Annotated in this window: 32 protein-coding genes; 25 read left to right on the top strand and 7 right to left on the bottom strand. The window is 69.3% G+C overall.

Features of this window, described 5'->3' with window-relative positions:
• The first annotated feature begins 440 nt into the window (after positions 1 to 440).
• The 4 genes from IEW07_RS18140 to IEW07_RS18125 all read left to right on the top strand — a co-directional run bounded on the left by IEW07_RS18140 (position 441) and on the right by IEW07_RS18125 (position 3527).
• A complete protein-coding gene (locus IEW07_RS18140) occupies positions 441 to 1064 on the top strand; it encodes an Ltp family lipoprotein (protein ID WP_229741954.1) in 624 nt (207 codons plus the stop codon).
• A gap of 161 nt (positions 1065 to 1225) precedes the next feature.
• Complete coding sequence (locus tag IEW07_RS18135; RefSeq protein ID WP_188539820.1) at positions 1226 to 2365, top strand: hypothetical protein; 1140 nt, start codon at positions 1226 to 1228, stop codon at positions 2363 to 2365.
• A 56-nt stretch (positions 2366 to 2421) separates the two neighbouring features.
• Entirely contained in the window at positions 2422 to 2901 is a 480-nt protein-coding gene (locus IEW07_RS18130) for a hypothetical protein (RefSeq protein ID WP_188539818.1), read from the top strand.
• 35 nt (positions 2902 to 2936) lie between these two features.
• Positions 2937 to 3527, top strand: a complete 591-nt coding sequence (locus tag IEW07_RS18125) for a hypothetical protein (protein WP_188539816.1) — start codon at positions 2937 to 2939, stop codon at positions 3525 to 3527.
• 54 nt (positions 3528 to 3581) lie between these two features.
• Here IEW07_RS18125 and IEW07_RS18120 read toward each other — a convergent pair whose 3' ends face one another.
• The 3 genes from IEW07_RS18120 to IEW07_RS18110 form a co-directional block, all read right to left on the bottom strand.
• Positions 3582 to 4421, bottom strand: a complete 840-nt coding sequence (locus IEW07_RS18120; protein ID WP_188539814.1) for a hypothetical protein — start codon at positions 4419 to 4421, stop codon at positions 3582 to 3584.
• 107 nt (positions 4422 to 4528) lie between these two features.
• Entirely contained in the window at positions 4529 to 5368 is an 840-nt protein-coding gene (locus tag IEW07_RS18115; RefSeq protein WP_188539812.1) for a hypothetical protein, read from the bottom strand.
• A 202-nt stretch (positions 5369 to 5570) separates the two neighbouring features.
• A complete protein-coding gene (locus IEW07_RS18110) occupies positions 5571 to 6404 on the bottom strand; it encodes a hypothetical protein (protein ID WP_188539810.1) in 834 nt (277 codons plus the stop codon).
• 218 nt (positions 6405 to 6622) lie between these two features.
• On the opposite strand from IEW07_RS18110, the gene IEW07_RS18105 reads away from it, so the two are divergent.
• The 6 genes from IEW07_RS18105 to IEW07_RS18080 all read left to right on the top strand — a co-directional run bounded on the left by IEW07_RS18105 (position 6623) and on the right by IEW07_RS18080 (position 11138).
• Positions 6623 to 7717 carry a hypothetical protein gene (locus IEW07_RS18105; protein WP_188539808.1) on the top strand — a complete coding sequence of 365 codons (1095 nt, stop codon included), beginning with the start codon at positions 6623 to 6625 and terminating at the stop codon, positions 7715 to 7717.
• Positions 7718 to 7771: 54 nt separating this feature from the next.
• Complete coding sequence (locus IEW07_RS18100) at positions 7772 to 8062, top strand: hypothetical protein (RefSeq protein WP_188539806.1); 291 nt, start codon at positions 7772 to 7774, stop codon at positions 8060 to 8062.
• Positions 8063 to 8292: 230 nt separating this feature from the next.
• Positions 8293 to 8817, top strand: a complete 525-nt coding sequence (locus tag IEW07_RS18095; RefSeq protein ID WP_188539804.1) for a hypothetical protein — start codon at positions 8293 to 8295, stop codon at positions 8815 to 8817.
• A 14-nt stretch (positions 8818 to 8831) separates the two neighbouring features.
• Positions 8832 to 9200, top strand: a complete 369-nt coding sequence (locus IEW07_RS18090) for a hypothetical protein (protein WP_188539803.1) — start codon at positions 8832 to 8834, stop codon at positions 9198 to 9200.
• A gap of 311 nt (positions 9201 to 9511) precedes the next feature.
• Positions 9512 to 9991 (top strand): hypothetical protein, encoded by a 480-nt coding sequence (locus IEW07_RS18085; protein ID WP_188539801.1) that lies wholly within the window; start codon positions 9512 to 9514, stop codon positions 9989 to 9991.
• Positions 9992 to 10133: 142 nt separating this feature from the next.
• Positions 10134 to 11138 (top strand): AraC family transcriptional regulator, encoded by a 1005-nt coding sequence (locus tag IEW07_RS18080; protein WP_188539799.1) that lies wholly within the window; start codon positions 10134 to 10136, stop codon positions 11136 to 11138.
• A 117-nt stretch (positions 11139 to 11255) separates the two neighbouring features.
• On the opposite strand, the gene IEW07_RS18075 is transcribed toward IEW07_RS18080, so the two are convergent.
• Positions 11256 to 12590 carry an MFS transporter gene (locus IEW07_RS18075; RefSeq protein WP_229741953.1) on the bottom strand — a complete coding sequence of 445 codons (1335 nt, stop codon included), beginning with the start codon at positions 12588 to 12590 and terminating at the stop codon, positions 11256 to 11258.
• Positions 12590 to 12802, bottom strand: a complete 213-nt coding sequence (locus IEW07_RS18070) for a hypothetical protein (RefSeq protein WP_188539797.1) — start codon at positions 12800 to 12802, stop codon at positions 12590 to 12592. The genes IEW07_RS18075 and IEW07_RS18070 overlap by 1 nt, the downstream gene beginning before the upstream one ends.
• Positions 12803 to 12982: 180 nt before the next feature.
• Here IEW07_RS18070 and IEW07_RS18065 point away from each other — a divergent pair, with 180 nt between their 5' ends.
• The 7 genes from IEW07_RS18065 to IEW07_RS18035 all read left to right on the top strand — a co-directional run bounded on the left by IEW07_RS18065 (position 12983) and on the right by IEW07_RS18035 (position 17161).
• Entirely contained in the window at positions 12983 to 13405 is a 423-nt protein-coding gene (locus IEW07_RS18065) for a hypothetical protein (RefSeq protein WP_188539795.1), read from the top strand.
• Entirely contained in the window at positions 13402 to 13662 is a 261-nt protein-coding gene (locus IEW07_RS18060) for a hypothetical protein (RefSeq protein ID WP_188539793.1), read from the top strand. The genes IEW07_RS18065 and IEW07_RS18060 overlap by 4 nt, the downstream gene beginning before the upstream one ends.
• Before the next feature lie 9 nt (positions 13663 to 13671).
• Positions 13672 to 13875 (top strand): hypothetical protein, encoded by a 204-nt coding sequence (locus IEW07_RS18055; protein WP_188539791.1) that lies wholly within the window; start codon positions 13672 to 13674, stop codon positions 13873 to 13875.
• 79 nt (positions 13876 to 13954) lie between these two features.
• Positions 13955 to 14452 carry a hypothetical protein gene (locus IEW07_RS18050; protein ID WP_188539789.1) on the top strand — a complete coding sequence of 166 codons (498 nt, stop codon included), beginning with the start codon at positions 13955 to 13957 and terminating at the stop codon, positions 14450 to 14452.
• Between the two features lie 58 nt (positions 14453 to 14510).
• The gene (locus IEW07_RS18045) at positions 14511 to 15344 is read left to right on the top strand and encodes a hypothetical protein (protein WP_188539787.1); all 834 of its coding nucleotides are present in this window, start codon (positions 14511 to 14513) and stop codon (positions 15342 to 15344) included.
• Between the two features lie 25 nt (positions 15345 to 15369).
• Positions 15370 to 16062 (top strand): dUTP diphosphatase, encoded by a 693-nt coding sequence (gene dut, locus IEW07_RS21675; RefSeq protein WP_308738247.1) that lies wholly within the window; start codon positions 15370 to 15372, stop codon positions 16060 to 16062.
• A gap of 361 nt (positions 16063 to 16423) precedes the next feature.
• Positions 16424 to 17161, top strand: a complete 738-nt coding sequence (locus IEW07_RS18035; protein WP_188539785.1) for a zinc metalloprotease — start codon at positions 16424 to 16426, stop codon at positions 17159 to 17161.
• Positions 17162 to 17174: 13 nt separating this feature from the next.
• Here IEW07_RS18035 and IEW07_RS21185 read toward each other — a convergent pair whose 3' ends face one another.
• The gene (locus IEW07_RS21185; protein ID WP_229741952.1) at positions 17175 to 18065 is read right to left on the bottom strand and encodes an endonuclease domain-containing protein; all 891 of its coding nucleotides are present in this window, start codon (positions 18063 to 18065) and stop codon (positions 17175 to 17177) included.
• Positions 18066 to 18395: 330 nt separating this feature from the next.
• On the opposite strand from IEW07_RS21185, the gene IEW07_RS18025 reads away from it, so the two are divergent.
• The 3 genes from IEW07_RS18025 to IEW07_RS18015 are packed head-to-tail and all read left to right on the top strand — an operon-like array spanning position 18396 to position 20256.
• Positions 18396 to 18974: a hypothetical protein gene (locus IEW07_RS18025; protein WP_188539783.1), complete on the top strand. Its 579-nt coding sequence runs from the start codon at positions 18396 to 18398 to the stop codon at positions 18972 to 18974.
• Positions 18971 to 19564, top strand: coding sequence for a hypothetical protein (locus IEW07_RS18020; protein ID WP_188539781.1), 594 nt, complete (start codon positions 18971 to 18973; stop codon positions 19562 to 19564). The genes IEW07_RS18025 and IEW07_RS18020 overlap by 4 nt, the downstream gene beginning before the upstream one ends.
• Positions 19561 to 20256, top strand: coding sequence for a 5' nucleotidase, NT5C type (locus IEW07_RS18015; protein ID WP_188539779.1), 696 nt, complete (start codon positions 19561 to 19563; stop codon positions 20254 to 20256). The genes IEW07_RS18020 and IEW07_RS18015 overlap by 4 nt, the downstream gene beginning before the upstream one ends.
• A 21-nt stretch (positions 20257 to 20277) precedes the next feature.
• Here the strand turns inward: IEW07_RS18015 and IEW07_RS18010 are convergent, their stop codons facing one another.
• The gene (locus IEW07_RS18010) at positions 20278 to 20496 is read right to left on the bottom strand and encodes a hypothetical protein (protein WP_188539777.1); all 219 of its coding nucleotides are present in this window, start codon (positions 20494 to 20496) and stop codon (positions 20278 to 20280) included.
• A 147-nt stretch (positions 20497 to 20643) separates the two neighbouring features.
• Between IEW07_RS18010 and IEW07_RS18005 the strand changes: the two genes are divergently transcribed.
• The 5 genes from IEW07_RS18005 (at position 20644) to IEW07_RS17985 (ending at position 23353) form a co-directional block, all read left to right on the top strand.
• A complete protein-coding gene (locus tag IEW07_RS18005) occupies positions 20644 to 20892 on the top strand; it encodes a hypothetical protein (RefSeq protein ID WP_188539775.1) in 249 nt (82 codons plus the stop codon).
• A gap of 34 nt (positions 20893 to 20926) precedes the next feature.
• On the top strand, positions 20927 to 21250 hold the full coding sequence (locus tag IEW07_RS18000; protein ID WP_188539773.1) for a hypothetical protein: 324 nt from the start codon (positions 20927 to 20929) through the stop codon (positions 21248 to 21250).
• Positions 21251 to 21327: 77 nt separating this feature from the next.
• Entirely contained in the window at positions 21328 to 21777 is a 450-nt protein-coding gene (locus IEW07_RS17995; protein ID WP_188539771.1) for a hypothetical protein, read from the top strand.
• A 134-nt stretch (positions 21778 to 21911) separates the two neighbouring features.
• Positions 21912 to 22352 (top strand): hypothetical protein, encoded by a 441-nt coding sequence (locus IEW07_RS17990; protein ID WP_188539770.1) that lies wholly within the window; start codon positions 21912 to 21914, stop codon positions 22350 to 22352.
• A 224-nt stretch (positions 22353 to 22576) separates the two neighbouring features.
• Positions 22577 to 23353, top strand: coding sequence for a deoxynucleotide monophosphate kinase family protein (locus IEW07_RS17985; RefSeq protein ID WP_188539768.1), 777 nt, complete (start codon positions 22577 to 22579; stop codon positions 23351 to 23353).
• The last annotated feature ends 340 nt before the right edge of the window (positions 23354 to 23693 follow it).

The raw sequence follows: 23693 nt of genomic DNA, 5'->3' as shown, positions 1-23693 counted from the left end.
TGGCCGCCTCACGTTCGGAACGCCACGCCCTCAGGGCCGGGTGTACACCACGCTAGGGGACGCCACTCTTCTTGATGGAGCGGCCTGTGAGAATGTGTATGAAAGCGAATCAGATGCCTCATACCTGTGGGGGCACGATCGGTGATGCTCTGGCTCCGATATTCAATGCCTTGGGGCGCGACAGAAGTGGATGCACGATGAAGCAGTTCAAGAAGCCCGTTCTCGCCGCTTCCGGCGGTGTCGCCGCACTGATGTTCCTCGGTGGGTGCGGGGCGTCGGAATCCTCCACAGCCGCCCCCACGGCATCGGTGACGCAGGAAACTTCCGACCCCGACCGGGGAGCAACCGATACTGAGACTCGGTCCGCGACGGAAACTCCGACCCCGACGAAGAGCCCGAGCGCTTCAACAACCACGCCGGCGACTGAAGCCACACCGGAAGTGGTTGCTCCGCCCGTAGTAGAAACTCCGCCCGTAGTAGAAACTCCGCCCGTAGTAGAAACTCCGCCCGTAGTAGAAACTCCGCCCGTAGTAGAGACTCCGCCCGCGCCGGCCCTCCCGCCCGTAGCGGAGGTCCCGCCCGTGCCGGAGCCCGAGGCCCCCGAAGCCGAGCAGAACGCCGGTGGGTCGTCGGGGACGCTGTCCCAGCAGAACGCGGTCGGCATGGCCAGGGACTACCTGGAGTACACCGCGTTCTCGCGGACAGGGCTCATCGAGCAGCTGGAGTACGAGGGCTTCTCGAACCAGGAGGCGACCGCTGCGGTCGACAGCATCTCGGTCGACTACGGGCAGCAGGCCGCGAAGGCGGCTCAGGACTACCTGGAGTACACCGCGTTCTCGCGGACCGGATTGATCGAGCAGCTGGAGTACGAGGGCTACTCGACCGCGGACGCGACCTCCGCGGTCGACGGCCTCTCGGTCGACTACGGGCAGCAGGCCGCGAAGGCCGCGAAGGACTACCTCGACTACTCGTCCTTCTCCCGCTCGGGTCTCATCGAGCAGCTGGTCTACGAGGGATACACCCAGGAGCAGGCGACGTACGGGGTGAACCAGACCGGACTCTGAGCGCCGGTGAGGGTAGGGGGAGTCGGGCCAGCAGCGGGCCGGACTTCCCCTACTGCATTTCCACTGGCCTCGATCAACGCCGCCACGACCGGGGGAGTGACCTGGCGCCACCGGCTCCCGTAGCGTGGGCGCCAGTTGCCCAGCCGAGGAACGAGGCCGCCGTGGACCGGATCGACGACCAGGACGAAGCATTGCCCGAGGGCGTCCGGGAGCTGATGGCCGAGGCCGACCACGCGCCGCGGCTGACGGTGGTCTTCGCGGAGTACTTCGAGCAGGTGGTCCTGGAGCAGTCCTATACGGACGAGGATGAGCCGGACGGGGAGGACCTGCCCGGGACCGACGAGGACGACGGAAACGAGGACAAAGACGTCCCGTCGGCATTGCGGGAGGCGTGCCGGTCCCGGGCTCGCATCCTGACCGGCGCCCTGTGGCGTGGCTGCGCGATGCTCATCGAGGACCTGTTCGAGGACCTGGGCGCTGCGGACGTCGGCGAGGAGCATGACTTCGACAGCGCCATCTTCGAGCTTCCCCCACGCTTCAGCCCCCACTACGACGTGGGCTTCATCCGCCGGTTCCTCACCGTCGCCGTGGATTTGGGCCATCAGCTGCGCAGCGGCGGCCAGGTTCCTCAGGAAACCGACTCGGTGGACATGGCCTTCGGCCACGACGGGAAAGTCTCCTGCGTGGCCCAGGAACTCGCTCTGCACCTGGTGCTCAACCGGGTGGAGGTTCTCAACGACCTCTACGAGCTGAACCTGGAGGATGGCTGGCGCGAGGCCGTCTACGAGATCTTGTTCTACGACGACGATTACGTGATGCTCTTCGACAGGTCCATGGACGGCTTCGAGGACGACGCCGCTCTCGTGTCCCTCACCGGCATGACGGACATGCGTCTGGAGCATTGGTTCACCCCGTTCAACCCCATGGCCACGGTCAACCCCTACGCCGCCGGAGAACCCGTGACCCCCGAGGACGAGGGCGACAGCGACATCGTGGAGGAGCTTCTCTACGAGGAGACCTCCTGGGCCACTGATGAGACGACGAAGGCCTTGTGGCTGATCCGCCCCGACGACGTGGAGACGCTGCGCGTCATCCACCCCGAAAACTTCCACGCCACCGTCCACGAGGTCTCCCAGGACCATCCCTTCCTCACCCTCGGCGACGTCCTGCACGCCGCGCTACGAAAGCTCGGCGTCCACTCCAAAGCACCACCAGCCGAGCCCCCGCACACCCCGGTGGAACCCGGATGGCTGCTCTTCGAGATCGAACTCACCGACCCCGCCCGCTCCCGCCAGCTCTGAAAAACGCCAAGCCACCCCACCGTCCACCCCCACTGGATCCGGAGGACACTGGGGACATGGACAAGCCGTCCCCCACCCCGGAGCCCGAACCGCACGCCCACCCTGAGCGGCATCCGATCCCCGGCGACAACACCGAGGAATCAAAGCTGGCCGCCAAGCGCCCGCACGTGGAGCGGCTGAAAGTAGTGCGCACCGGGGCAAGGGCCGCCACCGTCTACATAGGCTGGCCCGACAGCCCCGGCAATCCACCCACAGCCACGACCATCTACGAACAGGCCCGCGCCTACGCCCACGCCACCGGCCGCGAAGACCACCTGCTGGAGACCTCCCCGATGCGAGTCGCCGTCCACCTCCACACCACCGCACCGGAACTCCCCGGGCCATCGGTGGAGGTGCTGATGGACCTCTCCCGCCTGCCCAAAGCAGGAATCGAGACGCACTTCTACGGACTGGAGCCCACCGACGAAACTCTTGACTGGTTCCTCGACGCCGTCGTTGCCGCCTCCTGGGCGCTCGCAGAGGGCGCCAGCACCTGAGCAGCGACCAGAGCCGCTCCGCACACATGGAGACTATGACCGCACCGACCGCCGCACCGGCCACCACCTTGTCCACCGTCATCGGTCTTCGCTGCGCCGACCTGCACTCTCACCGTCCCGGTGGCCTCCCCAGCGCGCTCACCGAGTTATGGCAGGTCATCGACGCCGTCCGCGACACCCTCGCCGCCCACTACACCGACCTCGAGTACCGCTACGCCGAGCTGTGGCAGGACATGCACAACGACACCTCACTGCTGGGCGCCGCCACCTCCTTGCAGCAACATCGCGCCGGGGCCGACCCGAACCGCCCCCAGGTGCGGGTCATCCCGCACCAAGACGACATCTACGTCTACGCCGACACGGAGACCTACCACTCCGCGCTGGCTGAGCTGGGGCAGATGGTCGACCTCTCCTACGGCACTCCGGCCTACCCGATGTCACCGGGCATGGCTCACGCCAGCACTCTGCTCTGGGCCCAGGTGATCCCCGGCGAGGATCCGGCAGCAGTCGGGATCCAGGTCCACGTCCCGGCCACCGCCGGGCTCCCCGCGGTGATCGCCGCTGAGCAGGAACAGACTTCCTCGGCGCCAACCACCCCTGGTCAGCGCCCCCGATACGCCTGGTGAGGACCGCGCTGCCGCGGCGTACCCGGCGCGTCGAGGCAGCGCGGTCGCGGGTGCTCAGCGGATGAACGGGCCGTTGGCCTTCATCCAGTCGTTGAGCCACTGCTCCAGATCATCGGCGTGCCAGGTGGGTGCGTGGACCTGCAGCGCGTCGGGGCTGGTCCTGAGCACCGAGTCGATCCCGTGAAGGCTGGCGAGCTGAAGCGCCATGAGGTCCACCAGGGCGGAGCCGCGGGCGGCGATGACTGGGTGCACACCGACGTCGAAACCCTCCGGCTCGGCGACGACCTCCACGGGTGAACCTCCCGGCTCGAGAACCGCCTTCTGGTTCGTGCGCAGATCGGCGATGACCCCGGCCGTGTAGTCCTCCAGCTCGGTGGGGTGCAGCGACTTCTCCCTGCGCTTGAGCCGCAGGATCCCGCCCAGCGGCAGGGTCGGGACGAAGACCTGGTGCCCGTTGCCGATGAGCACCGGGTGGTGGTGCAGGTGGTGGTTCGGGTCCTCGGGGGAGCCCAGTCCCCACCGGACGTTCGGGGCGCCGGTGATGAGGACGATCGCGAGGTAGGAGACCAGTCCGTCCGTCAGGATGTCCATCGTCGCCGACGGGACTTTCACGCTGGTCAAGGTGTGCCGGGCCCACGAGGGCCAGTCCTCGCGGGGCAGGACCGGGACGCCGGCCGCAGGGTCGGCGACAAGCTCCGCGCGCCGGCCGGAGATCCATCGCCACAGCTCAGTCAGCGACGCCGGGGAGGCGTCGAGCATCGCATCAGGGTCCACCCCGTCGGCGGAGAGCCGGGCGCGCAGGCGCACCCACGCGGCAGGGCGTTCAGCGAGGAACTCATCGAGGGCGGCGGCGGCCTGATCGGCGGTCATCCGCCGGTAGTGGCTGAACGGCATGGCAGAAGTCCTGTAGGGATCGGGGCGCGTCCCGCACAGCGCCCGAGGAGACTGTGGCGGGAGACAGGACACCACCGTAGCCGGGTCGGTGCCGGCGGGTAATTGTGTCAGGCGTGGAACGGCAGCCGCAGCCTCAGCCAGGAGTCCAGCCACATCTGGAGCTGCTCCGCGTCCCAGCTGGGGGCGTCCACCAGCAGGGCGTCCCGGGAGGCGCGGCGGGCTGCGGCGACACCGTCCTGCTCGGCGAGATCCTGGGCCATCCGGTCCACCAGCTCCGCGTGGTGGTGGACGAGGTCGTGGCGCAGACCGACGTCAAAACCTTCCGGTTCGGCGACGACCACCACCGGTGGATCTGCCGGCATCCCGGTCAAGGCCGGCGCGCCGTTGAGGTCCTTGATCGCGGTGGTGGCGTGCTCGTACAGCTCGGTCTGATGCAGCGACTTCTCCCCGCGCTTGAGCCGCAGCATCCCGCCCATCGGCAGCGCCGGGACGAAGAACTGGTGCCCGTTGCCGGTGAGCACCGGGTGGTGGTGCAGGTAATGATCCGGGTCCTCCGGGGAGCCCAGGGCCCACCGGGCGTTCGGGGCACCGGTGAGCAGGACGACGGCGAGATAGGAGACCAGCCCATCCGCCAGGACAACCATCGTCGGGGACGGGACCTTCGCACTCGTCACGGCGTGCCGGGCCCAGGACGGCCACTGTTGGCGGGGCACCACCGGGGTGCCCGCCGCGGGGTCGCCTCTCAGCTCAGTGCTCCGGCTGGCGATCCACCGCCACAGCGTGGTCAAGGACGCGGGGGAACCGTCGAGCACGGCGTCCGGGTCCAGCCCGTGAGCAACGAGCTCGGCACGCAGGCGCACCAGGGCGGCGGGACGTTCTGCGAGGAACTCCTCGAGGGCGGCGGCGGCCTGCGGGTCGGTCATCCGCCGGTAGTGGGTCATCGGCATGGCAGGGTCCTGTGGGGGCTCTGTCCCGTCGAGGGACATCAGAGGGGACAAGACCTCACGGTAGTCGGGTCGGCGCAAGCAGGGGAATGTGCGCCAGGGAAGGCCGCGGAACGCCCGGCGTACCGCGGCCTCGGCGCGCTGGAGCGTGCGGTCACCAGGTTAACGGCGGTGATCACAGCCCCGGCGAGCATCTGTCGGCCGTTCACCGGGGCAGGTGGCGCTGCAGCCACAGGGTGCACCACAATTTCAGCCGGATCTCGTCCCACTGCGGGGCGTCGACCACCAGCGCGTCGGTCCCGTAGCGGTGGACCGAGACGACCCCGTCACGGTCTTCGAGCTCGGCGATCATCCACTCCACGGTCTCCGGGTGGTTCTCGGCGAGGTCAGGGCGCAGCCCGACGTCGAAGCAGTCGACCTCGGCGACCACCGTCACCAGCGGCTCCTCGATGGCCTCGGCGACCGGGCCTTCCCCGCGCAGCGAGGTGATCGTGCGCTTCACGTAGGCGAGCATCTCGGTCCCGCTCATCGGGTCGCGGCCGTGGGCGGACTGGTAGGCGCTGTAGAGCGGCATGGACGACAGGAACAGTTGGTGGTGGTCGGAGGCCAGCAGCGGGTAGTTGATCATTGGGTAATCGCCGATCACGTGCTCCCCGACGACCCACTGGGTGCCGGGGACTTCGGTGGTGATGATCTGGGCCAGGTAGGAGGTGAAGCCGTCGACCAGGGCCAGGGTCTCGGCCGGCGGGTGCGGGTCCACGATCATCCCGTGCCGGGCCCAGGACGGCCAGGCCGGGCGGGTTGGATCCTCCGCCAGGGGCCTCGGGTCGGTCCCGAGCTGCCCGGCCTGGGCGGTGATCCACGCCCACAGCGGGGAGACGGAGTAGACGGAGCCGTCGAGCATCTCCTCGGGGTCCAGGCCGTGGCCGGAGATCATCAGCCGCAGCCGCTCCAGCGCCGGGCCGCGCTCGGCGAGGAAGGCGTCCAGGGCGTCAGCGGCCTGGGCCGGATTCATGTCCTCGTAGAGCAGCTCCCCCATGGGGGTGACTGTACTGGCCGCAAAAGCTACCACCCGGTTCACCATCAGCGCCGGACCTCTCCGCCTCTCCGCACACATGGGGTCCATGACCGAGATCTGGAGAACCTCCGACGAGCACTACGGCGACCCTTCCGTGGCCCGCCACCGCGGCTTCGGCCCGTCCAGCAAGGACGAGTGGGCTGCTGCCTCCCCGGAGGAGGTCGCCCGCTGGCAGGACGGTGCTCGACGCGATCCTGTCGCTGCCCTCCTACCGGCTCACCCCGAAGACCGCATCGGTTGCCACCAAGCGGCTGATGGAGCTGGCGGTGCGCCTGGAGCAGCACCAGGTCGCCAACGAGGCCCAGTCACGGGCCATCCAGGCCCTGTACCGGCAGATGACCGACCGCCGCGATCGGATGAAGACCGACGGCACCTGGGAGGCAGCGTTCACCGGCGCTGCCGAGCTCACCCTGGGCGGCCGGGTGGTCGACGCCCACGGGGACGGTGAACAGACAGCCTCTGAGTCCTCCGTGCTGTCCTCGGAGGCGATCACCGAGCGCTTCCGCAAGGCCGAGCGCGCCCTGGCCGAACAGATGGCGACCAACTACCTTCGGCTCGCCTCCAAGGAGCGCCCGGGGGAGGACTGGAACGACATCCGCATCGAGGCGATTGCTCTGGCCGAGGACGACGAGATGAAGGTTCAGCTGGAGAACCGGGCAGCCTCATTCGCCAACGAGCTGGCCAAGGACTACGCCGGCCCCGTCTCCCGTCTGACCCCCGGCCCGCGGGCGCAGATCGAGGAGCTGATGTCGGCGCTGAAGACCGTCGTGCAGATCCCGATGCAGATCAAGGTCTCCGAGCAGGACCGCGGCCAGGGCAACTGGAGGGGGAAGCACATCATCACCTCCAGCAAGGGCTACCGCTACAACGCCAACCAGCTGGAGGGCCGCGTGCTGGACCGGGAGGTCCCGGCGTGCGCCGGGTGGTACCGCAACCCCTCCACCGGCAAGGACGTCGGCCTGGGCATCCCGTGCCTCGACGAGACCGGGGAAGACCAGATCCTGCGCCCGGACTTCCTTTTCGTCTACGAGGACGGCCGGGTCGCGATCGTGGACCCGCACGGCGGCTACCTCGGCGACGGTGTGTGGAAGGCCAAGGGGCTGGCCAAGTACGCCCGGGACAACGCCGGGCTGGTGGACCGCGCGGTGATCATCGACGAGATCAACGGCGAGGATCGGTTCCTGGACCTGCTCGACCCGGTCGTGGCAGCGGCACTGGAGACGGCGACCGACATCAAGACCGTCTACACCGCCCACGGCAAGCGCCACTCCTGAGCCGCCCCTTCGACCGGCCGGCGCGGGCCCCAGCTCGCGCCGGCCGGACTCTTCATGAAAGATGACGACATGACCGACGTGCCGCACTCCGTGCTGCTGAGCCGCTTCGCCGCGGCGTACGAGCGAGCCCAGCAGAGCCTGCGCACCTCCAACGCGGACGCCGCCGAAGTGGACCGGCTGGCCGTGGAGGCCCAGGCGGCAGGGATTCCCGTCGTCCGCCTCGCCGAGCGTGCCGGAGTCGCACCTCCGCGGATCTCCATCCGCATCAGCCGGCACAAGAAGCGAACCCGGAGTGGCGACACGACCGCAGTGAACGCACACCCAGACGCGGCCCCAATAGAGTAATGCCAGGCCACAAAGCATTTCCCCGCTCACGCGGGTGTGGTTCGATGTCTGGGTCGAGACGTGCAGTCGTCTGCGGCCAGCCTCCGCGTCAGCGGGGGTGCGAAGGCGCCGCCTCTAGCTCCGGTGGCGCCTTCGTCATTTTCCCCGCCCTGCGCGCGCCTCGATGTGCGCCTCAGCCCGCCAGAGCACATGATGGTTCCAGCCCCCATTCATCACTCCTTGGAGCACCCATGACCCTTGCCCCCACCGTCCCCGTTGAGCAGCACGACCCGGTCGTCGAATCGTTCGCCATCGCCGCCCAGATCCGGATGACCGCCGCCGGTACGACCGTGCGGCTGACGATTGCTCTGCCGGACGAGGTCACGGTCACCGCCTCCGGGTTCGTGCCGGCGCTGCTGACGCTGGGGCAACGGGTGCTCGAGGAGCACCGGCTGACCGGGCGGGAGCTGCCCGAGGTGGAGGTCACCGCCGTGGAGCGTGCCGAGGAGCTGCCTGCCGGCGCCCGCACCACCGGCTTCACCGTCGGGGTCATCAACGACATGGCCGCCCGCCGCTCCTCGATCGTGCTGGACTCCGACTTCCTGCTCGGCAACGACGGGGGAGTACTGCTGGCTGCGGCGACCCTGCTGGCCGGCGCTGAGCACCTGCTGGAGATCGGTGAGCGCACTGCCCCCCAGTACACCTCTGGCAAGCCCAAGGCGCCGAAGCACAACCGAAAGAACCCCCGACGCTCCCGCGGTCGCGGCCGCCGCTGACCAGGGAGGACCCCATGAGCACATCCCCGGCCACAAGCACCCGCTTCATCAGCACCGGCACCTACGCCGGCCCCTACAAGTGCCACGTCTCCATCCTGGAGGCGGTCCCCGCGGAAACCTGCGGCGGCGAAACCGACCAGCTCAACCACGACGGACTGAGAGCCCACTTCGGCAACGCTCAGATCGGCGGGGACGGCATCCTCCACATCAGCACTCACCAGGCCCACGCCGCCATCCGCCCCACCCAGCTGAACTACCACCAGGACGGCGTGTCGATGTACGGCTTCCTGACCGCCTTCGAGGGCACGGACAACGACGGCAACGAGCCCGTGTTCACACCTTCCACCTACGTCCACGCCCGTCTGTCTTACTCCGGCCTCTGATCCGACGCCGTTACGGCGTCCGGGAGCAGCTCTAGGCTGAGGTCCGTCCAACACATCTTTCGCGGGATACGGACGTACTGGGAAGCGGGGTCTGCCATCACGGCGGGCCCCGCTTCGTCATGTGCGTGCACGGACACCGGCCGTCGATAGGCTGAGCGCGTCCCTGGACTGAGGAGCTGGGGCGAGCTGGAGCAGGGGCTCACCGTCACGGTGGGCCCCTGCTTCTTGGGCCGCGGGGGCGGCAGCGGAACCCCGCGGATCCTCCGCACACATTCAGGGCAGGAAGACATCACAGAGCCCAGGAGCCCGCCATGACCACCGCTGTCCAGAACGCAGTCCCCGTCCAGGGCATCATCCCGGGCATCAGCTTCCAGACGCGACCGCGCGCACGGGTTCGCCCGGCGGCCAGCACGCCCGCCCATGCCTCGCTGGTGCAGGCCCACACGGTGCTCGGGGCCGGGTCCGGACCGTACGAGATCACCATCGAGGAGCTCAAGCCTGCTGCGGCCCGTGAGGACCAGGCCGCAGATGCCTCGCGCCGCAGCCGTCTGGCCCCACTGGCACGTTTCACACGCGCCAACATGGTCGGCGCGGAGCTGCTGCGCATCGGCGGCGGCACCGGACGCGCCGAGCTGCGGTCCACCCACACCTACTTCACCTCCGGGACCATCACCATCGACGGAACACTGACCGTGCTGGAGGGCGAGCGCGCCGATGGATCGTCCTTCACCCTGCAGAACCCGCTGCTGGTGCGCGCCACCATCGATCGCCGCGGAGCGGCCTGCCCGTGATCGCGCAGGCCGCCGGTTAGCATCCGACCAGAGACGGAACCCGACGACGAGTACGAGGTGGTCATCGCCACTGCTCCCGTGTCCCGGCCATCTTGCTCTGAGGCGCTCCATCCGGGACAGCGTAGTCACTGAAGGAGATGCTTTGGCTGATGCACTCATGGTGGCCGAGCCGCTCGGACGGTTCGGCCGGCTGCGGACGACGGAAGCTTCGGTGGCCGAAGATGTGGTCTCGCGGGTCTACGTGCCCCACCAGCTCTCGCCCCTGGACCGGGAGCCCCTGGATGCCCGGCTCAACGCCGTGCAGAGCGGGCCTCTGACGCTGGGCTACCTCGCCTACGGCGCCGCCTCGAAGATCACCCTTCCACCGACGGAGACCTGGATCCACGTGAGCATCACTGTGGCCGGTCGAACGCGGGTCTATCGTGACGGGGTCCAGTGCGCCACCACCACGGGTCGCGGCAGCGGGACGATCCTGGCCTCCCATCAGGCCCAGGTGGTCGAATGCGACCGTGATACGGCTCAGTTCGTGCTGAAGGTCTCCCGTGCCGATCTTGAGGACCACCTCGCCACCCTGTCCCCGTGCCCGCCGGTGGCGCCGCTGGACCTCGGCCCCGAGCTGAACCTCACCCACCGGGCAGGCCGCAGCCTCCTGCGCACCATAGATTTGGTGTGCGCGGAGTGGGACGACGACGGGGTGATCGCCACCGATGGAAACTCACGTCGTCACGCTGAGGAGCTCATTCTCACCCAGGTGCTTCTCGCCTCTTCGGTCACCCACCAGGCCATGCTCGGCGGGGGAAGCCAGACCGCCGGCAACGACGTGCTGCGCCGCACCGTCGAGTTCATCCACGACCAGGCCGGGGACCTGCCCACTCTTGCCGACATGACGAGGGTGGCCGGAGTCAGCGCCCGAGCCCTGCAGCTGCAGTTCGAGAGGCATCTGGGCTGCACCCCGTCGGAGTACGCGCGCGGCGTCCGGCTGCGGTGCGCACGAGACGCTCTGCTGTATCCGGGGACCGAGGAGACCAGCGTGACGGACGTGGCGACGCGCTGGGGCTTCTACCACCTCGGCCGCTTCTCGGCGCTCTACCGGCAGACCTACGGGGAACTGCCTTCACAGACCCTGCGGCATGCTCTTCGCCGGTGACCACCGGCGCCGACCCCGTCCGACCATGGCCCCTGTGTGCCGCGGGACCCGTGGCGGCAGGGGACCTCTGCTGCCGCCACGGGTGACACGCCCTGTCCTGGTCCAGAACCGATGAGGCTATTTGGCGGGCACGGCCGAGGGGCCGACCTCGGCTCTCCTCCTCGTCGTCTCTCCGTACTTCAGGAAGAGCGAGAGCACCGTGCCGATGGCGCAGACCCCCACGACGAACCACAGGCCGGAGAGCTTGTTGCCGGTGGAGTCCTCCATGAAGCCCATGACGTAGGGACCGAGGAATCCGCCGAAGAGGCCGATGGTGTTCACAAAGGCGAGGCCGCCGGCCAAGGTGGCCCCGGTGAGGCGGCTGGCCGGAAAGGTGAAGAGCACCGGGTGCAGGGCAAAGCAGCTGGCGGCACCGAGGCAGAAGCCGATCAGACCCACCACCGGACCGGACATGGCCCCCAGGGCGAACCCCGTGCAGATGCCGACCATGCTGATGGTCACGATCGCCTGAGACCTGGACCCGGTGGTGGCGAACCGGGGCACAATGCTGCAGCTGATCGCGGCGAAGATCCAGGGGATCGCGGTCAGCAGCCCGATCTCCACGGAGGACAGGTCACCGTACCCGCCGATAATCGAGGGCAGGAAGAACGTCATCGCATAGATGGCGATCTGCTCCGTCAGGTAGACGCTCACGACGAGGAGCATCTGCTTGTCCTTCCAGATGTCTCCCATCGTGCGGACACCGGAGGCGTCGGCGCCGGCTGTTTCTTCTGCCGCGATCCTGGCCTCCAGGTCAGCGGCTTCCTCGGGGGTGAGGAACTTCGCCTGCGTGGGGCGGTCCGGCAACATCTTCCACACCACGATGGCCAGGAAGCACGCCGGCAGTCCCTCGATGAGGAACATCCACTGCCATCCGTGCAGCCCGCCGATCCCGTCCATGGTCAACAGGGCTCCACCCAGCGGAGCGCCGATGATGCTGGCCAGCGCCACCCCGAGCAGGAAAATGCCGTTGGCCTTGGCGCGGTCCTCGCGCACAAACCACTGCGTGAGGAAGTACATGACACCGGGGAACAACCCTGCCTCGGCTGCGCCCAGGAGCATCCGCAGGATGTAGAAGGACCACTCGCCCTGCACGAACATCATGGCGGCGGAGATCAGCCCCCAGCTCACCATGATGCGGGTGATCCAGAAGCGGGCGCCGACCTTGTGGAGGATGAGGTTGGAAGGGATCTCCAGCAGGGCGTAGGTGATGAAGAACAGGCCTGCGCCGATGCCGTAGGCGGTGGCCGAGATGCCGAGATCAATCTCCAGCCGTTCCTTGGCCATCCCGATGTTCGTGCGGTCCAGGAAACTCATGATGTAGGCGGCGATGAGCAGGGGCATTAGATGACGTGTGACGAGGCGGCTCACCTCCCTGGGGGATCGCATGGCCTGGGTTCCGTGATCGCTCATCAGACTTCCTCACCGTAGGTGGAGCTGAAGATCCCGTGCTTCTTCAGGTCGTGGTTGAAAACCCCGCCGCCGCTCATGGACTGCGCGCCGACGATTTCCGTATCCGTCGACCTCGTCGCACCAGCGGTGCCGCTCCGGTGCCTCTCCTCGGGATGCGCGACGTCTTTGTCGCGAGATCGGCACTTGTACGAGGAAGGTACGGAGGAGACCATGCAGCCGACTATCCGCGGGGCGCACACGGGCAGTCCGGTTTACGAAGACCGCTCTGAGACCGCTGCTGCCGACCGGCCGGTGAGCCCTGGCGGCACCCGGGCCGTGGGGATGGGTCCCGTTCATTCTTTGCGGGGTCACCGCGGCATCTGACGCGGCGGGGCGCCGCACACAGACAAGGCATGACGACCTTCAGAGAGAACGACCACCCCCGCGGCACGCACGGGAAGTTCAACCACAAGGCCCACGACGAGGCGCCCATCGGGACGGGGTTCCAGCGCTCCGGCCCGTACGCGAAGGCTGAGACCGAGCTCACCCGGGCCTTCACCAACACCGACAGCGCCTGGGTGGAGTTCGACACCGGCTGGGCCGAAGGCCCCACCCGCGTGTTGGTCGGGACCCGCGAGGTGGCCATGGCGCTGCCTGAGGACAACCTCTCCGCGGTCCTCTCCGATGCCGTCGTCGCCGAGCGCCGCCGCCAGGACGCCCGCCGCGGGTTCGGTGACCGCCACCCCTACCGGTCCCACGACACCGTCACCGCCCTGACCGCCGCCAATGCCTTCGAGTCGATCGCGGACAAGGACACCGACCTCGCCCACCGTTGAGGGCCAACCCGGAGCTCGAGCACGCCTACGACCACACTCTCAACGGACTCCGGCGCGCGGCGGCGAACCCTGCCGGCACCGGGTCGGTCTCCAGTCGGGTCCTGGAGTCCGACCCGGCCCGGATCGAGGCCGCGGTGGCCGCCGGTTACGCCCAGGCTCAGCAGCTCTACCAGGTCGATGAGGACACCACCGGTGCGAGGGAGACCCGCCGGTACGGTCGTGCCATCGCCTTGTCCCAGGTCTACTCCCGCGGGTAGCGCACCCACGTGCGCGTCCTGCAGGTCTTCGACGACAACCTCCGTCTGGGCCGCGACTTCGTCACAGCCAAGGCCCACGTCATCGAGGAGGTTGGGGAGCACACCCTGGGCAGCTCCGACTTCGCCGCCGCCGCCGATGCCGAGCGGACCAAGCGCCACCAGCTGCACCAGCAGCGCCTGGACTCCCAGGCCCGCCACCTCCACGGCCACTGATTCACCTGTCAGCCGGCGGCCCGCCGCATTCTCACCCAGGGCGCGGCGGGCCGCTGTAGTGTCCGCACACATAGAGGGCATGAGCCTGCAGAGCATGAAGACCGGATCGACCACCACCATGAGCGACGAGCTGATCACCGCCCAGGAGGCCGCGCGGATCACCGCCAACCTCCACGGTGGAGACACCGTGCTCGCCGACGCGATCGCCGAGCACCCCGACGTCTACACCGGCTACCTCGACGCGCTGCGCGAGATCGTCGACCTGGCCGGGCTCACCCCGGCACGGCGCACCCTCTTCTCCCGCCCGCCCCAGCCCACCACCACCGCCGTGCGACTGGACCGGGCCGTGGCCGCCGTCTACGACCGCGCCCGCACCGACTACCGCCACGGGCGCGGTGGTGCCGACCGCGCCGCCGGGCACGCCTACGGCGCCGCAGTCGCCCTGGCTCAGGTCCACACCCGCGCCACCTCCTCCAACCGTGACCTCGACACGGCCCTGCACCTGATCCACGACGGGATGCGCCGCAACGCGCCCTGGACCTCCTTCACCGCTCACCTGCCCACTGGTCGGCGCTGACCGGCAAAGACGGCACCACCGGGGGGAGAACCCCGGATCCGCCGCACACATGGAAGGCATGACCACCACCTTCCGCGAAACAGACCACCCCCGCGGCGCGCACGGGAAGTTCGCACCCAAGGAGCACGCAGAAGCCACCGTCGCCCTGCAGACGCACCACGACCCGACCACCGAGGCGAAGGTCCAGCTTTCCCGGGCGGTCACCGGCACCGACACCGCCCGGGTTCAGACCCTGGCCGAGTTCGACGGCTCCACCCGGGTGATGGTGGCCAACCGGGAGGTCCTCTCGGTGCGCCATGTGGCCGACCTGGCCCGGTCGTTGTCGGATTTCACCGCCGCCACCCGCCGGGCACGCGGGGAGGATGTGGCCTACCGGGCCGACGACGGGATCTCCGGCGATGAGCTCGACGGCACCTTGGGCGTCCGTGGGGGAGGGGAGACCGTGATCGACGCCGCCGTCGCCGAGCACGAGGACATCCGCGACGCCTACACGGAAGCCATGGACACGCTGCACGCCCGGCTGGTGGAGCGGAAGACCATGGGCGGGTTCGGCATGTGGCAGGCCGTGCCCACTGCCGAGCGGATCGAAGATGCGGTGTCCACCTCCTACGCCGAGGCCCAACGCGACTTCCGCCCCGACCGTGATCCCGACCGCGAACGAGCCGAGCGCTGGCTGCGCGGGGACGCAGCCGCCCTCGCCCAGGTCTACACCCGCGGCTCCACCGACGAGGACCAGGCCCTGGAGATCTTCACCGACGCGCTGCGCACCGGCCAGGACTTCGCCACCGCCAAAGCGCGGATCATCGCCGAGGCAGGGGAGCACAAGTCCGGCTCCTCCGCCTTCCAAGCCCTCACTGCCTCCCAGCGCGCCGTCTTCCGCGGCCAGCTGTAGCCCCCCCACCAGAAGAAAGACGATCGTGACCACACCTGCCACCGCCAACCTGCGCATCCCGGACGCGGAGGAGTACGGCATCATCCCGCTGTCCGAGCGCGCCCCGGACGGCGCCCTGCTGCTGAGCCTGCCCGACCACTTCGACCCCGCCGACGGCATCGACCTGGCGATCCTGCTCGGTATCGCCTCGGACCACCTGGGGGTTCCGTTCATGCTCATCGACCTCCGCTACACGCTCGCTCCGGACGGGTCGACGGCGGCCGTCGTGGGCCCGCGCGGGACCCTGGGTCACCACTTGGACACCGTGGCCATCCGCCACACCGGCCCTTCACCCACCCGCGCGCATGCCACCGACGGTGGCTGGGACGTGCGATCCACCGAGAACGTCCTCGTCCCCGCCGGCGACCGCGCCATGGTCGGCACCGGCCTGCGTGTGGCGATCCCGGCCGGGCACCGCATCGATGTCCGGCCCCGCTCCGGACTCGCAGCCAAGAACGGCGTGACCGTGCTCAACACCCCCGGGCTCATCGACGCCGGGTACACCGGGGAGATCAAGGTGGTTCTGTCCAACACCTCCGACACCGACTTTGAGGTCACCGAGGGGATGCGCATCGCCCAGCTGGTTATCGAGCGCGTCGTCGACGCCGCGTTCCTTCCCGTTGAGGCCATTGTCGACGGGGAGCGCGGGGCAGCCGGCTTCGGTTCCACCGGCCGCTGACCCGAGAGTGGACATGGTGCCCCCGGTGCGGATCCTCCCGATCCCTCCGGTGGTGTACGAGCGGTTACTCGGGCCGGCTCCGGCTCTTCCGGCCGGCCCGCGCCACCGGGGGACACCATGTGCCACCCATGGTGGAACCCGCCAGCTAAGACCGCGCTGAACGCCTGCGGTGCCGAATGCGCGCAGGACACCCCACCCGGTGAGCACACGCACAAGGCCGCCGCCGGCTTCCTCCGGCGGCGGCCTTCTGCCGCTGCACCCTTTGTTCCCTTGCGTGGCGGGGGGATTGCCACGGGACCAGAATGCGCCCAAACCCCTGAGGGCCGGCTGAACCACCACAGCCTCCGCACACATTGAGCCCATGAGCGCCTCCACCGAGACCATTCCCGTCACCACCGTCCCAGCCGGGGCTCGGCATCCCCGCGAGCGGGCGCTGACCGGGCTCGGCCCGCACCTGGTCACGATGACCGCCCTGGGGCTGCTGTTCCTCCTGCCCGCCCGAACGGTGGCCGGGCTGGAAGGCGAAGCGGCCTGGCATGCGGCCGGGATGTTCGCCGCCGGGCTCTCGGCCTCGCTGATCCTCCACGAGCTCGCCCATGCGGTGGTCTCCACCGCCGGCGGGAACCCGGTGCGCTCGATCCACCTGGGCTGGCTCGGTGGCCATGTCTTGTTCCCGGAGACCATCACACCCAAGGCCCTGCTCGCGGCGATCCTGGCCGGCCCAGCGGTGAACCTCATCCTCGCCGCGACCCTGGGATGGACGTGGTTGAACGCTGGGGTTTCTCTGGCCGAGTCCACCCCGGTGACCTTCGCGCTGGCGGCCGTCGCGGCGGCCAACGCCCTCCTGGGCCTGTTCAACCTCATGCCCGCCCACGACCTGGACGGGGAGGTGGCGATCTCCGCCGCGGTGGAGGCCCTGGGCGCCCCGGAGCGGCTGGGCCTCACCGTGGCAACGATCGCCGGTCTGAGCTACGCCTGCGGGCTGCTGGCGGTGCCCCTGCTGCTGTCCGGCGTCCTGCCCACCGTCGTCATGGCATCGGCGGGGCTCTACGGGGTGCTCGTGCTGCACCAGACCGTCACCGCCGCCCGGCACCGCTGAGCCGGGGGAGGGATCAGACCGGTACCGGCTCCTGCCGGGGCGCGGCCAGGTAGCCGACCGCGGCGGCGATCGTTGCGGGGTCGTCGAGGAAGTGACCCAGGGCAAAGTTGCACGGGGAGCAGAGGAGGCCGCGAACGCACCGTCCGCATGACCGGCGCTTCGGGCAGCACGAGTGGTCGTGGTCGATGCTCCACCGGATCTGTCCGGCCTCCTGCGTGTGGCAGGTGGCACACCGCCCACCCTGGAGGACGAACAGCTCCAGGTACTGCTCCACCGTGATCCCGTACTGACGGATGTAGTGCGGTGTCCTTCCGGCGCTGGCGATCTCCCGCAGGGCGGACACGGCCAGCGTGCCGGCCGTGAACCCGTGGTCCTGTGGCGCGCCGGTGAGGTAGCCGATCATGCGGCGCATCGTCTCGACGCTCTCTTTGACTCCGCCCAGGGCCATGTTGCAGCGGGCGCACAGCAGGGCCCGGACGCACGTCCCGCAGGAGTTCCCGCCGGGGCAGCACGAGTGGTCGTGGTCGACGTGCCATGTGCGCTGCCCGGGCTCAGTCGCTCCACAGACGGCGCACCGCACTCCCTGGGCTTCCAGCATGGAGGCGTACCGCTCGGCGTCCAGGTTGTACCGGCGCATGAGCGCCTCCATCGCTGCGCACTCCCGGCACAGGCCGGCGAGCCCGTCGGAGGTCTGGCGCATCGTGGTGAAGCTCTCCTCACTGCGCCACCGGGCGCACCGCGGGCAGAACTTCCGGCCCTGCTCGTCGCGGGCGGTGCGCGAGCTCATTCCCCGCAGCGCGGTGATCGGCCGGCCTCGACGGCGCTGCCCGTAGTGGCCCATGCACAAGCCGTGGGCCACCGCGTCCCGGACGCACTCCGGTCCCGTACAGACGGCCTTCGTCATGGTCGCCCTCCTCGTAGCCGGCACTGGTGTGAACACGATCCCACTCCATGTGTGCGGAGTCGCCGTGCGGCAGCGCGGTCCGACGCCGGAGAAGAGGTCGCTCCTCTCCGCACACATGGGGAGTCGACCCGCGACCCACTCCGCAGAAGCCCCGAAATGACCACCACCAAGTCCGCCGGACCAATCCTCGGTCCGGCCCTGCGCGCCCTGGCCGGTGGCTGACGACACACCAGCGAACGGCACCGGCGCCACCGGGTAACGGTGCTGGTCCCTGCATGCCTCCGCACACATGGAGGGTAGAGACCGCCCCGACTGACCCCAGGAGCACCCGTGAACCAAACGCTCGAGAAGATTCACCGCACCACCGTCCCGATCCGCCTGGCCGTCGAGGGCGACGAACTGGTCGTCGAGGCGGAATCGCTGAACTGGCCGACCCAGACCGCCCCGGCCACCAAGCGCCTGCCCCTGCCCAAGGCGGTGGCCGTGCGGGTGGACTCCGAGGAACTGGAGTACCCCGAGTACACCGACGCCCCGGGGCCGTTCGAGGACGCCGTCGGCCAGGAAACCCTGCGCGCTGCCATCCGCGAGGTCGGCGACACCGCCATCGCCCACCTGGTCGGAATCGACGACTATCTGCGCTGCGCCCGCTCGGTGAGCGTGGACCACCACGAGACCGGGCTCAGCATCTCGGTCCACGCCCTGCGCCTGGACCTCAGCACCGGACTGGTCAACCCCGACCCGGCCCAGCGCACGGCGTCCCTGACTCTGCACGCCGACCCTGTCGAGAGCCACGACGGCGCGTCCCAGACGTTCACCTGGCCCTCCACCCAGGCCCCGGACCTGCTGCCGGAGCTGTCCGGGGAGCCGATGCTGGCCCTGGCGCTGCGGCTGATCGGCGGCGGGGAATGAGCACCGTCGCCGCCATCCAGGCCGCCACCGTGACCATCCGCCTCGACGCTCACGGCGACGAGATCGTCGTGGCCGCCTATCGCAACGCCCACGACGCCCAGACCCCGTTGGCCTCCACCACCCTGGAGCTCGGCGAAGGAGCGGACGTGTGGCTGACCCCGGCCCTGTTCTCCTACCCGCACGGAACCGTGCTGCGCGAGGACTACCTGCGCGCGGTGGGCCGCGACGAACTCCAAGACGCCGTCGAGTCGGTCGGGCGAACCGGCATCGCCCACCTGATCGGGCTCGAGCAGTTCCTGTCCACCGCCCGGCACCTGCTCGTGGAGGTCCGACCGAAGGGCACCGGCGCCGAAGTCGTTGTCACCACCCGCACCCTGATGATGGAGACCACCGGGCTGCTCGACGTCGCCCCCTACAGTGAACTGTCAGTGGAGATCACCGCCACCCCCACCGAGGGCCAGACCACCCAAGCGCTCACCCCGGGGCGCGAGGGCCTCATCTGGCCGGTGCGCTCGCGCGTCGAGGAGCTGCCCTCGGCGGTCGACCCCATCCTCGCCTACGCCCTGACCCTGATCGGAGACCCCGCTTGAGCTCGTCCATCGCCCCCGCCGCAGCCACCCCGCGGCAGCGGATCACCATGCCGTCCACTGCCAAGCTGTCGTCCTCGGCGTTGGCCCAGGCCGTCACGACCATCGACGGGCGCCCCATCGTCCTGTGCGACATCGACGGGGTGAAGGCCAAGTGGCTGCCCGGCGTCATCCGTCTCACGCAGCGCATCGCCGCCGAGCGGGGGGTGCCCAACCCGCTGACGCTCGAGCACCCCACCTGGGACATGCTCACCTACGACGAGGACGCCAACGAGATCATCCGGGAGGCGATGTGCCACCCCGAGCTCTACGGATCCCTGGAGCCGGAGGACGGCTCCGTGGAGGCGCTGCACACCATGCAGGCCGAGATCGGTGAGGTGTTCCTGGCCTCCACCGCCATGCCCTCGAACCCGACGGCGCACTCGGCCAAGGCGGAGTGGGTCGGGCGGGTCTACGGCACGCAGTGGGCCGACCGGCTGATCCTCACCGCCGACAAGACCGCTCTACGCGGGGTGGTGCTCATCGACGACAAGCCGGAGATCACCGGGGTGATGCGCCCACTGTGGGAGCACATCGTCTTCCACCGCCGGTACAACGCCGAGACCGCCGGGGTGCGGATCCACGACTGGTCGGAGGAGTCCCTGGAGACCATCGCCGCCACGGTCGAGCGGCGCCTGCACGAACTCGCCGGCTGAGCGCAGGGACGGCCCTGCCGGTCAGCCGGCGGGGCGGCCGCGGTCCCCGGTGAAGCTCATCTCCACCATCCGGCCGGTGTCCGTGGCATCGAGCCAGTCCGTCATCGCCGGCATCAGGGTCCACGGGGCGGTGATGACGAGCTTCGTGATGGGCTCCTCGCCGATCTCCTCGTGCGACTGCTCGGTGATCGAGACGCCCAGGCCCTCCAGGAGGGATGCGCGCAGCTCGTTGATGTCCATCGGTACTCCTGCTCGGTGATCGGCGGTGAAGGCGTCCCCACCCTACGGGACGCATCGGGCGCCCTGGCAGCCCGAAGCGGCACCCGGCGCGCCCGGCGACAAGGACAAACACCGGCGCCACCGCCGGTCCTGCACATGCTGGAGCTTATGACTGTCGCGCTCTGGGTCCTGCTGCTCGCCTTTTTCATCGCCCGCCCAGCTCTGGGCGACACCTGGCCGGTGACCGGGTCCATCAGTGCCTTGTGGGCTGCCGTGGTCGTGCTCACCGTCTACGGCCACGCTCCGTTCGGGATGCCCGAGCCGGTGGAGCTGGCCGTCTCCGTGGCCCTGGTCCCGCTCGCCGGCATCATCGCGGGCCGGGCGGCCCGGCCCCTCCTGGCGCCTGAGCACGCGTGACCGAAGCCCGGCCCGCTGGGCCATCATGGAGACCATGATCGTCGTCCTGTGGCTGCTGGTGTTCGTCGGCCTGGTCCTCGCCCCGTTCCCCCGCTCCCCGCTGCTGCTGCTGGGTTCGCTCGGTTTGTGGGTGGGCACGGTGATCTACGCAGGGGTCACCGATCCGACCCCGTGGGGGATGGACCCGACCGTGGAGACGCTGGTGACCGTCTTCGGCGTGCTCTTCGGCGGCCGGTTGACCGGGACCCTGCTCCACCGGGTACTCACCGGGTCCTACGAGGACGCCTCCAACCCCGAAGGGATCGATGGCTTCGACATCCTGGCCGGCCGCGACGGCACCGCCGAACCGCGGGCGTGATTCCGTAGGGTCTCCGCACACATAGGGGGTGCAGGAAGCGGGGGATCGGACCCCGCTCGAGACCCCGGAGGCCCGCCATGAGCACCCACACCGCCAACGTCCAGATCGCCCCGCTCGACGACGCCGTGCAGGCTGACACCGCCACCGCCAAACGCCGGGCCAAGCTCATGGCCCACAAGGACTCCTGCGCCAACCTCGGCATCGAGATGGACCCCGTCCTGGCTGCCGAGCTGCAGGGCCTGCGTAGGGACTCCCAGGTGGATCCGGCCGACGACGTGATCTTCATCGAGACGCTGTCTACCGAGGGCCACTTCGGCCACCGCCTCGACAATGAGGCCGAGGACCGTGAGCCCGAGACCGCCATCGGATGGATGGTCGCCGAGGGCATCATCGCCGTCTCGCTCACCTTCCGAGAGGGCGTGCCAGTGATCAACCTGGAGCCCCTGCACGACGGCGGCGTGGACGTGATCGTCATCCGCGACGCCGACGGCTCCACCCTCTACTCCGGCGAGACCGTCCGCCTTTGACCTGGGGCACCGCCCTGCGCTCACCGTCCCCACAAGTGGGGCCGGTGATGGAGGAAAGTGCACTGCGGGTCCGCACACATGAGGGATATGCATGGGAGAGACCCATGCCAGCTCACCTCCAGGAGAGATCCCCCGTGGCTCAGTCCATCGATGAAAAGCAACAGACCCGATGCCCCCAGCGTGCCCAGGAGCACTCGGCCCAGACCCGTGCGGCCAACCGCGCCGCAGAGTTGGCGACCTACCTCATGGCCTGTCGCAACGCCCGTATCGAGCCTGACCCCGCCTACGTGGCCGAGCACGACCAGCTGGCCACCTACGCCGAGGTCGACCCCGCCGACGACCATCTCGTCATCGAGGCGCAGGTCGAGCCGGGCACCCTCGGGTGGACCCGCGGGGAGCGGGAGCCGGCCACCGGCACCCTGATCGCCAACGGGATGGTGGCCGTGGAGCTGACCTTCCGCGGCGACGGGTTCCCCACGGTGGTGGTGGAGAACCTCCACGACGACGCGATGCTCGTCCAGGTCGAGACCCGCGACAACCGGCAGCTGTTCCGCGGGCTCATCGACGCCGGGTGAGCGCGTCCTCGGCAGCCGGTGCGGTTGCGCCCCGCTTCTGGCCAGGCAAGGGAGTCGGAGGCGGGCAGTAGGGTGGACCCCGATCCCTCCAGCGACCGCCGGCCCCAGGCGGTGCCCCGCCGCACTGACGCGCCGGTGACGTGACGGCTCCCGCAGTGCCCCACGGCTCGCCCCGTCCGCACACATGGAGAGTGAGACACCCGCACGAGAACCAGGAGCACCCCATGGCCTCTTCCTTCATCGGCCTCACCGGCTACAAGCGTTCCGGCAAGGACACCGCCGGCGCCCACCTCGTCGCCTCCCACGGCTACACCCGCCTGGCTCTGGCGGATCCGATCAAGGCGATCCTCGCCGCGATCGACCCGCTGGTCGAGGGCAAGGAGCGCCGCACCCGCGACGACGACTCCGGCACCGTGCCCAAGAAGGCCCTCGACGAGTCCCAGCGGATCATCAACGCCATCTCGGGGGAGATCGCCCGCCGCGGGCTGCTGGTCAACCCCACCGAGGGCAGGATCCGCCCGGCCACGAAGATGGCCCGCATCCTCAACCCCTACTGCGTCCCGGTCCACAAGGACGAGACCGACCGGCTCTCCACCCACCTGGCCGCGGTGCACGGGGACTGGAACCAGCTCAAGGACGAGGAGCTCCCCGCCCACCGCGAGATCCGCCGCCTCCAGCAGGTGTTCGGCACCGAGGCCGGGCGCAGCGTCTTCGGCGAGGACCTGTGGATCCGGCTGCTGTTCGCCGCCGCCGCCACGATCGAAGGCCCCGTGGTGGTCACCGACATCCGCTTCGACAACGAGGCGAAGGCAATCCGCGACGCCGGGGGCACCGTCATCAAGATCCACCGCCCCGACCTGGCCGCCTCCGGGGACATCCACGCCTCCGAGGCCGGGGTGAGCAAGAAGCTCATCGACACGACCATCGTCAACGACGGGGAGCTGGAGCGGCTCTACGTCCTGCTCGACACCGTGGTCGGCGCCCCCGTGCTGGCCGCCTGAGACGCGAGCGCTCGCCTGACGCCCCGCCCCACATCACGTGGGGCGGGGCGTCGGGCGTTCCGGGGACGGGGTTAGAGATGGTTTCAATAGTTATGGCTGAGGCGTTGAGCGTTGCCTGCCCGGTTGGTGATCCTGGCCGCCATGGCGGATCGGACAGCGTCCGGGCGACTGCTCTGTGACCAGTTGTGGGAGCTGCTGAAACCGTTGATTCCGCCGCCTCCACCGCGCCGTCCTCCACCGCGCCGTCCTCGACCAATTCGGTCAGGAGGGGCGCTGGACTGGTCGAGGGCGTGTCTGGACTGAAGTCAGCGTGCGGGCCAAAAGGGGGTGTGCTGACCGG

Origin of the sequence: Kocuria dechangensis (assembly GCF_014636775.1) — a bacterium.
In the GTDB taxonomy this organism is placed as follows: domain Bacteria; phylum Actinomycetota; class Actinomycetes; order Actinomycetales; family Micrococcaceae; genus Kocuria; species Kocuria dechangensis.
Note: the sequence above shows the minus strand (reverse complement) of the source record. Positions and strands in the feature narration are given on the sequence as shown.

Excerpts from the sequence above, each read along its gene's own strand:
- IEW07_RS18120 (WP_188539814.1), bottom strand. The coding sequence starts at position 4,421 with ATGCCGTTCAGCCACTACCGGCGGATGACCGCCGATCAGGCCGCCGCC.
- IEW07_RS18065 (WP_188539795.1), top strand. The coding sequence starts at position 12,983 with ATGACGACCTTCAGAGAGAACGACCACCCCCGCGGCACGCACGGGAAG.
- IEW07_RS18095 (WP_188539804.1), top strand. The coding sequence starts at position 8,293 with ATGACCCTTGCCCCCACCGTCCCCGTTGAGCAGCACGACCCGGTCGTC.
- IEW07_RS18100 (WP_188539806.1), top strand. The coding sequence starts at position 7,772 with ATGAAAGATGACGACATGACCGACGTGCCGCACTCCGTGCTGCTGAGC.
- IEW07_RS21185 (WP_229741952.1), bottom strand. The coding sequence starts at position 18,065 with ATGACGAAGGCCGTCTGTACGGGACCGGAGTGCGTCCGGGACGCGGTG.
- IEW07_RS18050 (WP_188539789.1), top strand. The coding sequence starts at position 13,955 with ATGAGCCTGCAGAGCATGAAGACCGGATCGACCACCACCATGAGCGAC.
- IEW07_RS18085 (WP_188539801.1), top strand. The coding sequence starts at position 9,512 with ATGACCACCGCTGTCCAGAACGCAGTCCCCGTCCAGGGCATCATCCCG.
- IEW07_RS18005 (WP_188539775.1), top strand. The coding sequence starts at position 20,644 with ATGACTGTCGCGCTCTGGGTCCTGCTGCTCGCCTTTTTCATCGCCCGC.
- IEW07_RS18045 (WP_188539787.1), top strand. The coding sequence starts at position 14,511 with ATGACCACCACCTTCCGCGAAACAGACCACCCCCGCGGCGCGCACGGG.
- IEW07_RS18090 (WP_188539803.1), top strand. The coding sequence starts at position 8,832 with ATGAGCACATCCCCGGCCACAAGCACCCGCTTCATCAGCACCGGCACC.
- IEW07_RS18125 (WP_188539816.1), top strand. The coding sequence starts at position 2,937 with ATGACCGCACCGACCGCCGCACCGGCCACCACCTTGTCCACCGTCATC.
- IEW07_RS18075 (WP_229741953.1), bottom strand. The coding sequence starts at position 12,590 with ATGAGCGATCACGGAACCCAGGCCATGCGATCCCCCAGGGAGGTGAGC.
- IEW07_RS18130 (WP_188539818.1), top strand. The coding sequence starts at position 2,422 with ATGGACAAGCCGTCCCCCACCCCGGAGCCCGAACCGCACGCCCACCCT.
- IEW07_RS17995 (WP_188539771.1), top strand. The coding sequence starts at position 21,328 with ATGAGCACCCACACCGCCAACGTCCAGATCGCCCCGCTCGACGACGCC.
- IEW07_RS18070 (WP_188539797.1), bottom strand. The coding sequence starts at position 12,802 with ATGGTCTCCTCCGTACCTTCCTCGTACAAGTGCCGATCTCGCGACAAA.
- IEW07_RS18000 (WP_188539773.1), top strand. The coding sequence starts at position 20,927 with ATGATCGTCGTCCTGTGGCTGCTGGTGTTCGTCGGCCTGGTCCTCGCC.
- IEW07_RS17985 (WP_188539768.1), top strand. The coding sequence starts at position 22,577 with ATGGCCTCTTCCTTCATCGGCCTCACCGGCTACAAGCGTTCCGGCAAG.
- IEW07_RS18010 (WP_188539777.1), bottom strand. The coding sequence starts at position 20,496 with ATGGACATCAACGAGCTGCGCGCATCCCTCCTGGAGGGCCTGGGCGTC.
- IEW07_RS18110 (WP_188539810.1), bottom strand. The coding sequence starts at position 6,404 with ATGGGGGAGCTGCTCTACGAGGACATGAATCCGGCCCAGGCCGCTGAC.
- IEW07_RS18115 (WP_188539812.1), bottom strand. The coding sequence starts at position 5,368 with ATGCCGATGACCCACTACCGGCGGATGACCGACCCGCAGGCCGCCGCC.
- IEW07_RS18020 (WP_188539781.1), top strand. The coding sequence starts at position 18,971 with ATGAGCACCGTCGCCGCCATCCAGGCCGCCACCGTGACCATCCGCCTC.
- IEW07_RS18035 (WP_188539785.1), top strand. The coding sequence starts at position 16,424 with ATGAGCGCCTCCACCGAGACCATTCCCGTCACCACCGTCCCAGCCGGG.